Origin of the sequence: uncultured Sphingomonas sp., assembly GCF_913776855.1 — a bacterium.
GTDB lineage: Bacteria > Pseudomonadota > Alphaproteobacteria > Sphingomonadales > Sphingomonadaceae > Sphingomonas.
Window position 1 is genome coordinate 13,761 of record NZ_CAJYQD010000014.1, and the last position, 13,256, is coordinate 27,016.

Sequence of the window (13,256 nt, forward strand, 5' to 3'; positions counted from 1 at the left end):
GGGGAGGATTTATGACGACCAACACCCGCCCGACGCTCGGCTTTGCCCAGCTCTGGAACATCTCGTTCGGCTTTTTCGGCATCCAGATCGGCTTCGCGCTGCAGAACGCCAACGCCAGCCGTATCTTTCAGTCGCTGGGTACGCCGATCGATCAACTGGGGCTGATGTGGATCGCGGCGCCACTGACCGGGCTGCTGGTCCAGCCGCTGATCGGCCATTATTCCGACCGCACCTGGGGGCGGCTGGGGCGCAGGCGGCCCTATTTCCTGGTGGGTGCTATCCTGTGTACCTGCGCGCTGTTCTTCATGCCCAATTCGCCGGGCATTCTGGCGGCGGCGATGACGCTGTGGATACTCGATGCGTCGCTGAACGTGTCGATGGAGCCGTTCCGCGCGTTCGTCGGCGACATGCTCAGCCCCCGACAGCGACCGGCGGGCTATGCGTTCCAGACCTGGTTCATCGGGGCCGGCGCGGTCGTCGCGAGTATCGCACCATATGTGCTGGAGAATGTCTTCGGCGTCAGCAATACCGCGCCGGCCGGCCAGGTGCCCGATGCGGTGCGCTATGGCTTCTACTTCGGCGGGGTCATGCTGCTGGCGGCGGTGTTGTGGACCGTGCTGACCGTGCGCGAATACAGCCCGGCGCAGCTGGCAGCGTTCGGGGAGGAGGCTGAGGAGCCGGTCGACACCGCTCCGCCAGTCATTCCGGCACGCGGCCCATTCTGGATCGTTGGTGGCGTGATTGTTGCCGGGCTGATCGCGTGGGCGGAGGCAAGCGGCGCGCTGGAAAGCGGGCGAGAGGCTTATTTCGTTGCGGCCGGCATCGCGCTCTACGGCATGGCGCAGATGGCGTCTGCGGCGCTGGTCCGGGCAGGGCGCGGCGACAACGTTCTGAGCCATATCATCGGTGACCTTGCCACCATGCCCGACACGATGCGGCGGCTGGCGTTGGTACAGTTCTTCACCTGGGGCGCGCTGATCATCATGTGGGTCTATACCACGCCGGTCATCGCGCAGCAGGTATGGGGGACGGTCGATCCGGTGTCGGACGGCTATAACCAGGCGGGTAGCTGGGTCGGCGTCCTGTTCGCGATCTATTCGGGGGTGGCGGCGGTCGCGGCGTTCGCCCTGCCGCTGCTCGCACGCGCGATCGGTGCAGCGCGGACGCATCTGCTGTGCCTGCTGATCGGTGCGGCGGCGTATATCGGCATTTACCTGACCCATGACCGGCTGGGCATGATCGTGCCGATGATCGGCATCGGCATCGTGTGGGCGTCGGTACTGACCATGCCCTATGTGCTGCTCGCCAACGCACTGCCGCAGCGCAAGCTGGGCGTGTATATGGGTATATTCAATTTCTTCATCGTCCTGCCGCAACTGATCGTCGCGACGGTGATGGGCGGGGTCATCAAGACGTGGTTCCCGACCCAGCCGGCCTATACCATGCTGGTCGCGGCGAGCGTGATGGTGCTGGCGGCGGTGGCGATGCTGCGGGTCCGGGAACCTATCGCAGCGTGACCGACCGGGCGGGGCGGTCCACCCGGATCGTCGCGCCCGGCAGCAGCAGTTCGAAACCGGGGCATTCGGGCGCTTCCCATCGCTGTGCCGTCATCGGGCTGCCGTCGAGTGCCCGCCAGGTCGCTTGGTCCGGTACGTCGGTATCGAACACTGCAGGGCGCTCGCGGCGCCACGCGGCAAGGGCGGCGACATGCGCCTCCAAAGCGAGGTCGCGCGCGGCCCAATCGACCCAGCCGATGGCGTTGTCCTGCGCATAGGCGTTGTTGTTGCCGCGCTGCGACCGGCCGAATTCGTCGCCTGCCGTCAGCTGGATATAGCCGCGCGTCGCGAACAACGTGGCGAGCAGCGCGCGCAGGTCAGCGGCGCGCGCGGCGATGATGGCGGGGTCGTCGCTCGGCCCCTCGATCCCGTGGTTCCATGACAGATTGTCGCCATGCCCATCGCGATTCTCCTCGCCATTGGCATGATTGTGGCGATCAACGTGCGACACGAGGTCGGCGAGGGTGAAGCCGTCGTGCGCTGCCAGAAAGTTCACGCTGCGGGTGACCGGACCGAACACATCCGCCGATCCCATCAGCCGCGTCGCAAGCGTTCCGACGCCGCCGTCCCCGCGCCAGAACCGGCGAACATCGTCGCGGTAGCGGTCGTTCCATTCCAGCCAGTCGGGCGGGAAACTGCCCAGTTGATAGCCGCCGGGACCGATGTCCCACGGCTCGGCGATCATCACCTTGTGCCGTAGCAGCGGGTCGGCGGCGATGGCGGCAAAGATCGGGGCGTGGCGGTCGAAACCGGGCGAGCGGGCGATCACCGGCGCCAGGTCGAAGCGGAATCCGTCGACACCCAGTCCTGCGAAATGGCGCAGCGACGCCAGAATCAGGTCGCGCACCCCGGCATCGCCCGCGTCCAGCGTATTGCCGGTGCCGGTGTCGTTGATCAGGGCGCCGTCGGGACCATGGGCATATGATCGATCGTCCAGCCCGCGCAGCGACAGGATCGGGCCATCGCGGTCGCTTTCGCCGCTATGGTTGAACACCAGGTCTAAAACGACGCCTATCCCGGCGGCGTGCAGCGCGGCGACGGTATCGCGCAGCTCCGCAACGCCGCCGGGCGCAAGGCCCGGATCGATCGCCATCGGCACGACCGGATTATAGCCCCAGGCATTGCGCAGGCCGAGCGGCGGCAAATGGCGTTCGTCGATCCATGCGACGATCGGCATCAGTTCGATCGTACCGACGCCAATCTTCTGGAGATGTGCGATAACCGAAGGATGGGCGAGGGCCGCAATCGTTCCGCGCTGCGCCGCCGGTACGTCGGGATGCAGCATCGTATAGGCGCGGACGTTGAGTTCGTAGATCGGCCGGGCCGGATCGACCAGCGGTCGCTCCACCGGGGCCGGAGCGGCCAGCGCCGGCACGATGGCACGAGGAACGATCGTGGCGGTGTCCGCGCCGAATGTCGACATGATCGGATCATAGGCGAAACGGCGGTCGAGTTCGACGGCATAGGGATCGACCAGCAGCTTCGCAGGATCGAACCAGCGGCCGAAATCGGGTGCCCATTCCCCCTCGGTGCGATAGCCATAGCATTGCCCCGGCCCGACGCCCGCGACCTCTGCGACGAACCAGTCGCCGGCGCGCGTCATCGCCACGCGGCGTTCGGCATCGCCGTCGAACAGGCACAGCCAGACGGCAGCCGCGTCCCGCGCACGGACCGCGAAGCGTGTGCCGCCGGGAATCGCACAGGCGCCCGGCGTCATGCGGCAAGAAGGCTCCGATAAAGGTCGGCGTACCGCGCGCCGCTACGCGTCCATGAAAAATCGGCGCGCATTCCCTGTTTTTGCAGGGTCGTCCAGCAATCGGGCCGGGCATGGAGCGCTATCGTCCGCCGCAACGCCTGCGACAGGCCGTCCGGGGTGACCGCCGCGAACTGTACCCCGGTCGCGACGCCTGCCGCCACCGCCGCTTCGTTCGCGTCGATTACCGTGTCGGCCAGCCCGCCGGTCCGCGCCACGACCGGCACGCAACCATAAGCGAGGCCATATAGCTGCGTCAGGCCGCACGGTTCGAACCGCGACGGGATCAGGATCGCGTCGCCCCCCCCTTGCAAGAGATGCGAGAGCGCTTCGTCATAGCCGATCCGCACCCCGATCCGTCCGGGATGGCGATGGGCGGCGGCGACGAACGCCTGTTCGAGCGCGGCATCGCCCGAACCCAGCAGCGCGAGGCGCCCCCCCATCGCGACCAGCCCGTCCAGTTCGCCGGCCAGCACGTCCATGCCCTTTTGCCAGGTCAGCCGGCTGACGACGATGAAGATCGGGCCATCGTCGCGGTCGAGGCCGAACGCCGTTTCGACCGCGCGCTTGTTCGTGCGGCGGCGCGACAGGGTGCGCGCGGTATAGCGGGCGGGCAGGGCGGGGTCGGTTTCCGGCGACCAGATTACCGGGTCGATGCCGTTGACGATGCCCGACACCCGGTCGCGTCGTGCCTCGATCAGTCCCTCCAGCCCCATGCCGAATTCCCCGCGCCGGATTTCCTCGGCATAGCTGGGCGACACGGTGGTAATGGCACTGGCCGAAGCAAGACCAGCCTTCAGCAGCCCGACCCCGCCATAATATTCGATGCCGTCGAGCGAGAATGCCCCGTCCGGCAGGCCCAGCCCCGCGAACACCGCAGCATCATACCGGCCTTGGAAGGCGATATTGTGGATGGTCAGTACGCTGGGCACCCGCGCACCGTCGTAGCGGAGATAGGCCGGGGCCATCGCCCCCTGCCAGTCATGGGCATGGACCAGATCATATTGCGCGGCCAGATCGGCAGCCGCCCGGCCGAGTGCCGCGAAGCGTCGCCAGTTGTCGTCCCAATCGCGGCCGGTCGGATCGGCATAGGGGCCACCGTCACGCATGAAGATGTCGGGTGCGTCGAGGACGAGCAGCGAGTGCCCGTCGATCTTGCCGTCGAGCAAACGTGCGGTCGTACCAAGCAGGTCGTCCCAGCGGTGCAGAGGCTTGGCGCGGGCAAGCGACTTCACGACCGAGGGGTAGCCGGGCAGCAGCGTGGTCATCTCGATCCCGTGCGGAGCGAGTGCGGCGGGGAGGGCACCGACGACATCGGCGAGGCCGCCGGTCTTGACCAGCGGATAGGCTTCGGACGCGACCGAGAGGATGCGCATTAGATCCTCCCCGACGCGGGGAGGGGCTGTGTCGTCTGCATCATCCGTCCAGCCGATCGATCATCGGTTGGGTAATCAGGCAGATCCCGCGATCCGTCCTTCGGAAGCGATGTCCGTCGAGCAAGGGGTCTTCACCGACGACCAGCCCATCGGGAATCGTTACCCCGGCATCGACCACGCAGCGGGTCAGCCGTGCGTTCCGCCCGATCCGGGTCATCGGCAGGATGACCGATTCGTCGATGCTGCTGAAGCTGTGCGCGCGGACCCCGGTGCTGAGCAGGCTGCGATGGACGGTCGATCCCGATACGATGCAGTCGCCCGCGACCAGGCTCGATACCGCGCTGCCCCGGCGGCCATCGATGTCGTGGACGAACTTGGCGGGCGGGGTGATTTCCGAATAGGTCCACAGCGGCCAGCTGCGGTCGTACAGGTCGAGCTGCGGCACGACGTCGGTCAGGTCGATATTGGCTTCCCAATAGGCGTCGACCGTTCCCACATCACGCCAATAGGCGCGGGGTTCCTCGGGGCTGCGGACGCAGGACGAGGAGAAGCGGTGCGCCTGTGCATGGCCATGCTCGACCAGCCACGGGATCAGGTCCTTGCCGAAATCGCGGCTCGACCCCGCGGTATCCGCGTCGCGGCGCAACTGATCGAACAGCAACGCGGTGCGGAACACATAGATGCCGAGGCTGGCGAGCGCCATATCGGGATTGCCGGGGATCGCCGGCGGGTCCTTCGGCTTTTCGACGAAATCGATGATCCGGTCGGTCGCATCGACGTGCATCACGCCGAAGCCCGACGCTTCGGCCCGCGGCACTTCCATGCACGCGACGGTCACGTCGGCGCCGGTGTCGACATGCTGCTGGAGCATGAGTTCATAGTCCATCTTGTAGATATGGTCCCCGGCAAGGATGACCATATATTCGGGACTATAGCTCTGGATGATGTCGATATTCTGGAACACCGCGTCGGCGGTGCCTTCATACCATTGGAACTCGCTGATCCGCTGGCTGGCTGGAAGAATATCGAAGCTCTCGTTGCGTTCCGGGCGCAGAAAATTCCAGCCGCGCTGGAGATGGCGGATCAGGCTGTGCGCCTTGTACTGCGTCGCCACGCCGATGCGGCGGATGCCGGAATTGATCGCGTTCGACAGCGCGAAGTCGATGATCCGGCTCTTGCCCCCGAAATAGACCGCCGGCTTGGCACGAGTGTCGGTCATTTCGAACAGGCGGCTGCCCCGGCCGCCTGCCAATACATAGGCCATGGCGTCACGCGCTAATGGTTGTCCTCGCCTTTCCACGCAGCACTCTCCCCCGTATTAATTCCTGTATTCGAACCACAGCGTCGCCAGCGGCGGCAGGGTCAGCGTGACCGTGCCGTCGTCGGCGGTCACCGCACCCAGATTGCCGACGCCGCTGCCACCATAGACGGCTGCATCGCTGTTCATCACCTCGCGCCACACGCCGTTCGCCGACACCGGCACGCGGTATCCCTCGCGCACCACCGGCGTCAGGTTGCTGACGACCAGCACCGGCGGCTCGCCCGGAGCGCGGCGTTCCCATGCGAAGACCGAGTTGGCGGAGTCGTCGACCACCGCCCAGTGGAAGCCGTCCCCTTCGCAATCGCGCGCGTGGAGCGCCGGTGTCTCGCGATAGAGCCGGTTGAGGTCGCGGATCAGCGACGCCACGCCGCGATGCGCAGGCGCGTCCATCAACTCCCAGTCGAGCGCGCGTTCCTCCGACCATTCGCGCCGCTGCGCGAATTCCTGTCCCATGAACAGCAGCTTCTTGCCGGGATAGCCCCACATCAGGGCGTAATAGGCCCGCAGATTGGCGAATTTCTGCCAGTCGTCGCCGGCCATCTTGGTCAGCAGCGACCCCTTGCCATGGACCACTTCGTCATGGCTCAAAGGCAGGACGAAATTCTCGCTGAAGGCATAGGTCAGGCCGAAGGTGATTTCGTCGTGATGGTGCGACCGATGCACCGGCTCGCGCGCCATGTACGACAGGGTGTCGTGCATGAAGCCCATGTTCCATTTGAACCCGAAGCCGAGGCCCCCTTCATGCGCGGGTTTCGACACGCCGGGCCACGACGTCGATTCCTCGGCGATCGTGAAGAAACCGGGATGTTCGCGATAGACCGCGCGGTTGGCGGCGCGCAGGAATTCGACTGCTTCCCAATTCTCCCGCCCGCCATCGGCGTTGGGAATCCATTCGCCGTCCTTGCGCGAATAGTCACGGTACAACATCGACGCGACCGCATCGACCCGCAGCCCGTCGACATGATAGCGTTCGGCCCAGAACAGCGCGTTGTTGACGAGGAACTGCGACACCTCCCGCCGCCCGAAATTATAGATCGCGGTGTTCCAGTCGGGGTGGAAGCCCAGACGCGGATCGTCATGTTCGTAGAGCGCGGTGCCGTCGAAGCGGGCGAGGCCGTGCGCGTCGGTCGGGAAATGGGCGGGCACCCAGTCGAGCAGCACCCCGACCCCCGCCTTGTGCGCGCCATCGACGAAGCGCGCGAAGCCGGCCGGATCACCGAAGCGGGCGGACGGCGCGTAGATGCCGGTCGTCTGATAGCCCCACGATGGGTCGTAGGGATGTTCGCTGATCGGCAGAAATTCGATATGGGTGAACCCCATGTCGACGACATAGGGGATCAGCCGGTCGGCCAGCCGATCCCATGGCAGGAACCAGCCATCCTCGCCCCGTTGCCAGCTGCCGGCATGGACTTCGTAGATCGCAATCGGCACCCGGCGCGGATCGACCGAGGCCCAGTGTTCGCGATGTGCCGCGTCGCGCCAGTCATGGTCGAGCGGTGCTGCCGTGCGCGACGCGGTGGCGGGGCGCAGCTCGCTTTCGAACGCGAACGGATCGGCCTTGTGCGGCAGACGCTGCCCATCGGCGCCGATGATCGCGAACTTGTACGCCTGTCCGGGGCCGACATCGGGCAGGAAGATTTCCCAGACCCCGACGTCGCTGCGCCGCCGCATCGGGTGGCGTTTCGCATCCCACAGGTTCCAGTCGCCGACGACGCTGACGACCTGCGCATTGGGCGCCCAGATGGCGAAGTGCATACCGTCGGCGCCCTCGTGCCGGATCGGATGCGCGCCGAGCTTGTCGTGCAGACGCAGGTGCGTGCCTTCGGCCAGCAGGAAGTCGTCGGTCGGCCCCAGGACCGGACCGAACGAATAGGGGTCCTTCACCCACCATTCGCCGCCGCCACCGCGCGCGTAATACCATAGCGGCTGGGGTGGGGCGTCGATTACCCCCTCGACGATGCCATCCCCTACCGGGCGCAACTCGCCCAGCACCTTACCCGACAGGTCATGGGCCAGCACCTTCTGCGCGCCGGGCAGCCACGCCCGTACAAACGTGCCGTAAGGCCCGGCATGGGGGCCAAGCAGCGCAAAGGGATCGGCGTGACGCCCGCCGAGCAAGGCGGCGATGGCGTCGTCGCCCGGCGTCACATCACCTTCCAGATGTCACGGGCATATTCGCCGATGGTGCGGTCGGATGAGAACCAGCCGACCCCGCCGACGTTGCGGATCGCGCTGGCATTCCACCCGGCGCGGTCGCTCCAGCGGGCATCGACCTGACGCTGCGCCTGCGCATAGCTGTCGAAATCGGCGCAGCACAGGAACCAGTCGCTGTTTTCGAGGCCATCGATCAGCCCGGCATAGCGGCCCGGCTCGTCATGGCTGAACACGCCGCCCTTGATTGCGGAGAGCGCCTGTTGCAGTTCGGGCGAGGCCGCGATGGCGTCGCGCGGATTATAGCCGCTGGCGCGCTTTTCGGCGACCTCGTCGGCGGTCAGGCCAAAGATCACAATGTCGTCGGCCCCGACATGATCGCGGATTTCGACATTCGCGCCGTCGAGCGTGCCGATGGTCAGCGCACCGTTCAGCGCCAGCTTCATGTTGCCGGTGCCCGACGCCTCCATCCCCGCCGTGCTGATCTGTTCGGACAGGTCGGCGGCCGGCATGATGAGTTCGGCAAGCGAGACGTTATAGTTCGGCACGAACGCGACGCGCAGCAGCCCGCGCACCGCCGGATCGGCATTCACCCGCCGCGCGACGTCGTTGGCCAGTTTGATGATGAGCTTGGCGTTGTGATAGCTCGACGCCGCCTTGCCCGCGAACAGCTTTACGCGCGGCGTCCAGTCGCGGTCGGGGTGGCTGCGGATCTGGTCGTACAGCGCGACCGTTTCGAGGATGTTGAGCAGCTGGCGCTTATATTCGTGGATGCGCTTTACCTGGACGTCGAACATCGCATCGGGGTCGAGCCGGACGCCCATCACCTCGCGCAGATGCTGCGAAAGGCGGACCTTGTTCGCGCGCTTGACGCCCTCGAACTTCTCGCGAAATGCCGCGTCGGCGGCGAAGGGCTTGAGATCGGCGAGCCTGGTCGCATCGTCGAGGAAGCCGTCGCCGATCGCCTCGCGGATCAGCGCGGTCAGTCCCGGATTGCTCTCGAACAGCCAGCGGCGCGGCGTGATGCCGTTGGTCTTGTTGTTGATCCGGTCGGGGTAGAGCCGGTGCAGGTCGGCGAACACCGTCTGTTTCATCAGGTCGGTGTGGAGCGCTGCGACGCCGTTGACGCTGTGGCTGCCCGTGAACGCCAGGTTCGCCATGCGCACCCGCCGTTCGCCGCCTTCGTCGATCAGGCTGATCGCGGCGATCGCGCGGTCGTCCTGCCCCTGCGCCCGCGCCTCGCGCAGCACCTTGGCGTTGATGGCATAGACGATCTGCATGTGGCGCGGCAGGAGGCGTTCGAACAACGGCAGCGGCCAGCTTTCCAGCGCTTCGGGCAGCAAAGTGTGGTTGGTGTAGCCGAACGTCGCCTTCGTAATCTCCCACGCGCCGTCGAAATCGAGCGCGTGGTCGTCGATCAGGATACGCATCAGTTCGGCGACCGACACCGCCGGATGGGTGTCGTTCAGCTGGATCGCCGCCTTGTCCGGCAGGGTGCGGATGTCGCCGAAATACTGGACATGGCGGCGCACGATGTCCTGGATCGAGGCGGAGGAGAAGAAATATTCCTGCCGCAGCCGCAATTCCTGTCCCGCCGGGGTCGAATCGGCGGGATACAGCACGCGTACCAGCGTGTCGGCACGAACCGACGCGGCAAGCGCCCCTTCATGGTCGCCGGCATTGAACCGGTCGAGCCGGATCGGATCTCGCGCCCGCGCAGTCCACAGGCGCAGCGTGTTCACGCGCGCCCCGCGCCACCCGATTACCGGCGTGTCGACCGCGACCGCTTCGACGGTTTCGCCCGGCATCCAGTGGATGTCGCCATTCTCGTCGCCGACGACCTCTCCACCGAAACCGATGCGATAGGCGCTTTCGCGGCGTTCGAATTCCCACGGATTGCCGTGGCGTAGCCATGTTTCGGGCAGTTCCACCTGCCAGCCATTGTCGATCCGCTGGCGGAACATCCCGTTCACATAGCGGATGCCATAGCCATAGGCAGGCAGGTCGAGGCTGGCGAGGCTTTCCATGAAGCACGCCGCGAGGCGCCCGAGGCCGCCATTGCCAAGCGCGGCATCGGGTTCCTCGCCCTCCAGATCGGCAAGATTGACGCCCAACGACGTCAGCGCCTCGCGCACTTCATCGGTCCGCGACAGATTAGCCATCGCGTCGCGCAGCAATCGGCCGATCAGGAATTCGAGGCTGAGATAATAGACCCGCTTGGCGCACGCGGCATGGGCCTGCTTACTCGACGTCATCCAGCGTTCGATGATGTCGTTGCGCACCGTCAGGATGGTCGCGGCCAGCCAGTCATGCGGCAGGGCGGCCTGTGCATCCTTGCCGATCCGATGGACCAGCGTTTCGAGGATGGCATCGGCGAGGGGCGGCGTGGTCGGGGCAACGGCGGCTAGGGCAGGCTGGGTCACGCAGATTCCTCGAAACGGGATATTGACGACAGTATCGAATGTCCGACGCTTGTCACGCGCAATACGTATGCGTGCATCGGGTCGTTCCGGTGACAGTCGAATCCTATAAGCCGTGCCGCCGCGCCCATTCGAGGAACAGCCCGGTCCATGGTGCCGCCCGGCCGTCGCGCAATACGCCGAACCCATGCCCGCCCAGTTCGGGAAGATACGCTTCCGCCGCCACCTGCGACCTGCGCAGCGCGGCGAGCAGGGCCAGCGTATTATCGACCGACACGATCCGATCATCGATCGCATGGGTCAGGAAGGTCGGCGGGCTGGCCGCCGTAATCCGCGCATCGGTGCGATGATATGTGGCCTGTTCGGGCGGGGCGTTCTGGCCGAGCAATTGGTCCTGCGACGCCCGGTGCGTTCCAGCGACCCCCATCAGCGCGACGGGGTAGAGCAGGCATGCGATCCGCGCGCCCAGCGGCTGCACGTCGACGGGATCGGCGGCGCGGTAGGTCGCGTCGTTGCGATAGGCCAGCATCGCGGCCAGATGCCCGCCCGCTGAAAATCCCATGACCCCGATCCGGTCCCGGTCGACGCCGTTCGTCGCCGCCCCCGCCCGGATGATCCGCAACGCGCGCTGCGCGTCCTGCAACGGGGTGTCGGGTCCCGCCGCCCACGGATCCCCCGGCAGCCGATATTTGAGGAGGTAGGCGTGATACCCGCGATCGGCAAAGAATTGCAGCATGTCGCGGCCATCCCGGCCCACCGCCACCCGGCGATAGCCGCCGCCGGGGATCAGCAGGATCGCCGCGCCATTGGGCCGGGCCGGAACGGCATGGGTCAGGGCCGGCGTGCGGACATGGATGAAGGCGGTGTCGTCCACCGGCCCGGTCGCCGATCGCGGCACTTCCTGTTCGATGACATGCACCGCCGCGCTGCCCGGTGGACCGCTGGGCCAGATCGGCCGAAAGCGCAGTTCCTGCGCCGCGCGTGCCGGCAACGTCGCGGCAAGGCCGGTGGCGACACTCCCGCCGATCAGGGCGCGCCGCCCCAGCAAACTGCGCGTGCCGGTCGTCATTTGCGTTCCCTGTCCATCCCCATGATCTTTACACGCGCAGCATGGCGGGCCGATGACCGTACGTCGAGGCCTGTCACCACGGCTTGACGTGCTTCGGGCGGGAAGCGAGGGACAACGACGAACCGGCACCGCGCGGGCGCTGCAAATCTTCAGGGAGACGTGCAATGAAATTCTGTCGCTACGGCCAGCAGGGCGCGGAGAAGCCCGGAATCGTCGATGCCGATGGCCGCATCCGCGACCTGTCGGGCGTGATCGACGACATCACCGTCGATACGATCCGCGACCTGTCGGTCGATGTCGCTGCCTTGCCGGTGGTCGAAGGTACGCCGCGGCATGGCGTGCCGGTGAAGGGCATCGGCAAGATCGTGGCGATCGGCCTGAACTATGCGGACCATGCCGCCGAATCGAACCTGCCGGTGCCGAGCGAACCGATGATGTTCATGAAGGCGCTGTCGTCGCTGACCGGGCCGAACGACGACGTGATGCTGCCCAGGGGGTCGACGCATACCGACTGGGAAGTCGAACTCGCCGTCGTGATCGGCAAGACCGCCCGCTATGTCAGCAAGGAAGACGCGCTGGGCCATGTCGCCGGCTACACGATCGCCAACGACGTGTCGGAACGCTTCAACCAGAAGCAGCGCGGCACGCAATGGTCGAAGGGGAAGGGGCATGACAGCTTCTGCCCGGTCGGCCCGTGGCTGGTGACGCCGGACGAACTGGGCGATCCGCAGGACCTTGCCATGTTCCTCGACGTCAACGGCGACCGGATGCAGACCGGCAATACGCGCACGATGATCTTCGGCGTCGCCGAACTGATTTCCTATGTCAGCGAATATATCACGCTGTATCCCGGCGACCTGATGATCACCGGCACCCCGCCGGGCGTGGGCGAGGGCAAGAAGCCCCAGTCGATCTATCTGAAGGCGGGCGACACGATGACGCTCGGCATCGCGGGCCTGGGCGAACAGACGCAGCAGGTCGTCGAGTGGCGCCACCTGGGCGACGCCGTTCTGGGGTAACGGGAGGGCGCCCTGTTCCTATCGGGGCAGGGCGTCCGTCTGTCGCAGCGCCTCGCCCAGCGCGAGCGCGGCGGCGGTGGCGAGGTTCATCGAGCGGACTTCCGCCCGGATCGGCAGGCGCAGGCCAACATCGCACGCCTCTGCGACCAGTGGCGGCACGCCGGCGCTCTCCTTGCCGAACAGCAGCACATCGTCCGCCGCGAAGGAGAAGTCGTAGGCCGATTGCGTCGCCTTGGTCGTGAACAGGACCAGCCGGGCACCGGCCCGCGCCGTGCGAAACGCGGCGAAGTCGGCATGGCGGGTCACCGATACATGGTCGATATAATCCATCGCCGTCCGCCGCACCCGGCGATCGTCCCATGCGAAGCCCAGCGGCTCGATCAGGTCGACCGCCACGCCCAGACAGGCCCCCAGCCGCATGACGGCCCCGACATTGCCCGCGATTTCGGGTTCATAAAGCGCGATACGCATGGCCGCTGCTTGGCGCGGACGGCCGCAATGCGCAAGCGGCGGTGGGGTGCGCTTGATGCCCGCGGGCGCATACCTAACAAATGGGGCGGCCCGGCCGAAGCCGTGCCGCCCGTCAAAGGT

Annotated in this window: 9 protein-coding genes; 2 read left to right on the forward strand and 7 right to left on the reverse strand. The window is 66.4% G+C overall.

Annotated features, from left to right (window positions below):
* Positions 1–11: 11 nt before the first annotated feature.
* Positions 12–1,517: an MFS transporter gene (locus QZ755_RS02970; protein ID WP_294319587.1), complete on the forward strand. Its 1,506-nt coding sequence runs from the start codon at positions 12–14 to the stop codon at positions 1,515–1,517.
* Here the strand turns inward: QZ755_RS02970 and glgX are convergent.
* The 6 genes from glgX to QZ755_RS03000 form a co-directional block, all read right to left on the reverse strand.
* Positions 1,504–3,273 (reverse strand): glycogen debranching protein GlgX, encoded by a 1,770-nt coding sequence (glgX, locus tag QZ755_RS02975; protein ID WP_294319589.1) that lies wholly within the window; start codon positions 3,271–3,273, stop codon positions 1,504–1,506. The two genes, QZ755_RS02970 and glgX, sit on opposite strands and share 14 nt — an antisense overlap.
* Positions 3,270–4,685 (reverse strand): glycogen synthase GlgA, encoded by a 1,416-nt coding sequence (gene glgA / locus QZ755_RS02980; RefSeq protein WP_294319590.1) that lies wholly within the window; start codon positions 4,683–4,685, stop codon positions 3,270–3,272. The genes glgX and glgA overlap by 4 nt, the downstream gene beginning before the upstream one ends.
* 40 nt (positions 4,686–4,725) lie before the next feature.
* On the reverse strand, positions 4,726–5,985 hold the full coding sequence (gene glgC, locus QZ755_RS02985) for a glucose-1-phosphate adenylyltransferase (RefSeq protein ID WP_294319593.1): 1,260 nt from the start codon (positions 5,983–5,985) through the stop codon (positions 4,726–4,728).
* Positions 5,986–6,003: 18 nt separating this feature from the next.
* Positions 6,004–8,154, reverse strand: a complete 2,151-nt coding sequence (gene glgB, locus QZ755_RS02990) for a 1,4-alpha-glucan branching protein GlgB (RefSeq protein WP_294319595.1) — start codon at positions 8,152–8,154, stop codon at positions 6,004–6,006.
* The gene (locus QZ755_RS02995; protein WP_294319597.1) at positions 8,151–10,580 is read right to left on the reverse strand and encodes a glycogen/starch/alpha-glucan phosphorylase; all 2,430 of its coding nucleotides are present in this window, start codon (positions 10,578–10,580) and stop codon (positions 8,151–8,153) included. The genes glgB and QZ755_RS02995 overlap by 4 nt, the downstream gene beginning before the upstream one ends.
* A gap of 103 nt (positions 10,581–10,683) precedes the next feature.
* Positions 10,684–11,646, reverse strand: a complete 963-nt coding sequence (locus QZ755_RS03000; protein ID WP_294319599.1) for an alpha/beta hydrolase — start codon at positions 11,644–11,646, stop codon at positions 10,684–10,686.
* 164 nt (positions 11,647–11,810) lie between these two features.
* On the opposite strand from QZ755_RS03000, the gene QZ755_RS03005 reads away from it, so the two are divergent.
* Positions 11,811–12,665 (forward strand): fumarylacetoacetate hydrolase family protein, encoded by an 855-nt coding sequence (locus QZ755_RS03005; RefSeq protein ID WP_294319601.1) that lies wholly within the window; start codon positions 11,811–11,813, stop codon positions 12,663–12,665.
* Positions 12,666–12,683: 18 nt separating this feature from the next.
* Here the strand turns inward: QZ755_RS03005 and QZ755_RS03010 are convergent, their stop codons facing one another.
* Complete coding sequence (locus QZ755_RS03010) at positions 12,684–13,136, reverse strand: tRNA (cytidine(34)-2'-O)-methyltransferase (protein WP_294319603.1); 453 nt, start codon at positions 13,134–13,136, stop codon at positions 12,684–12,686.
* Positions 13,137–13,256 lie beyond the last annotated feature (120 nt).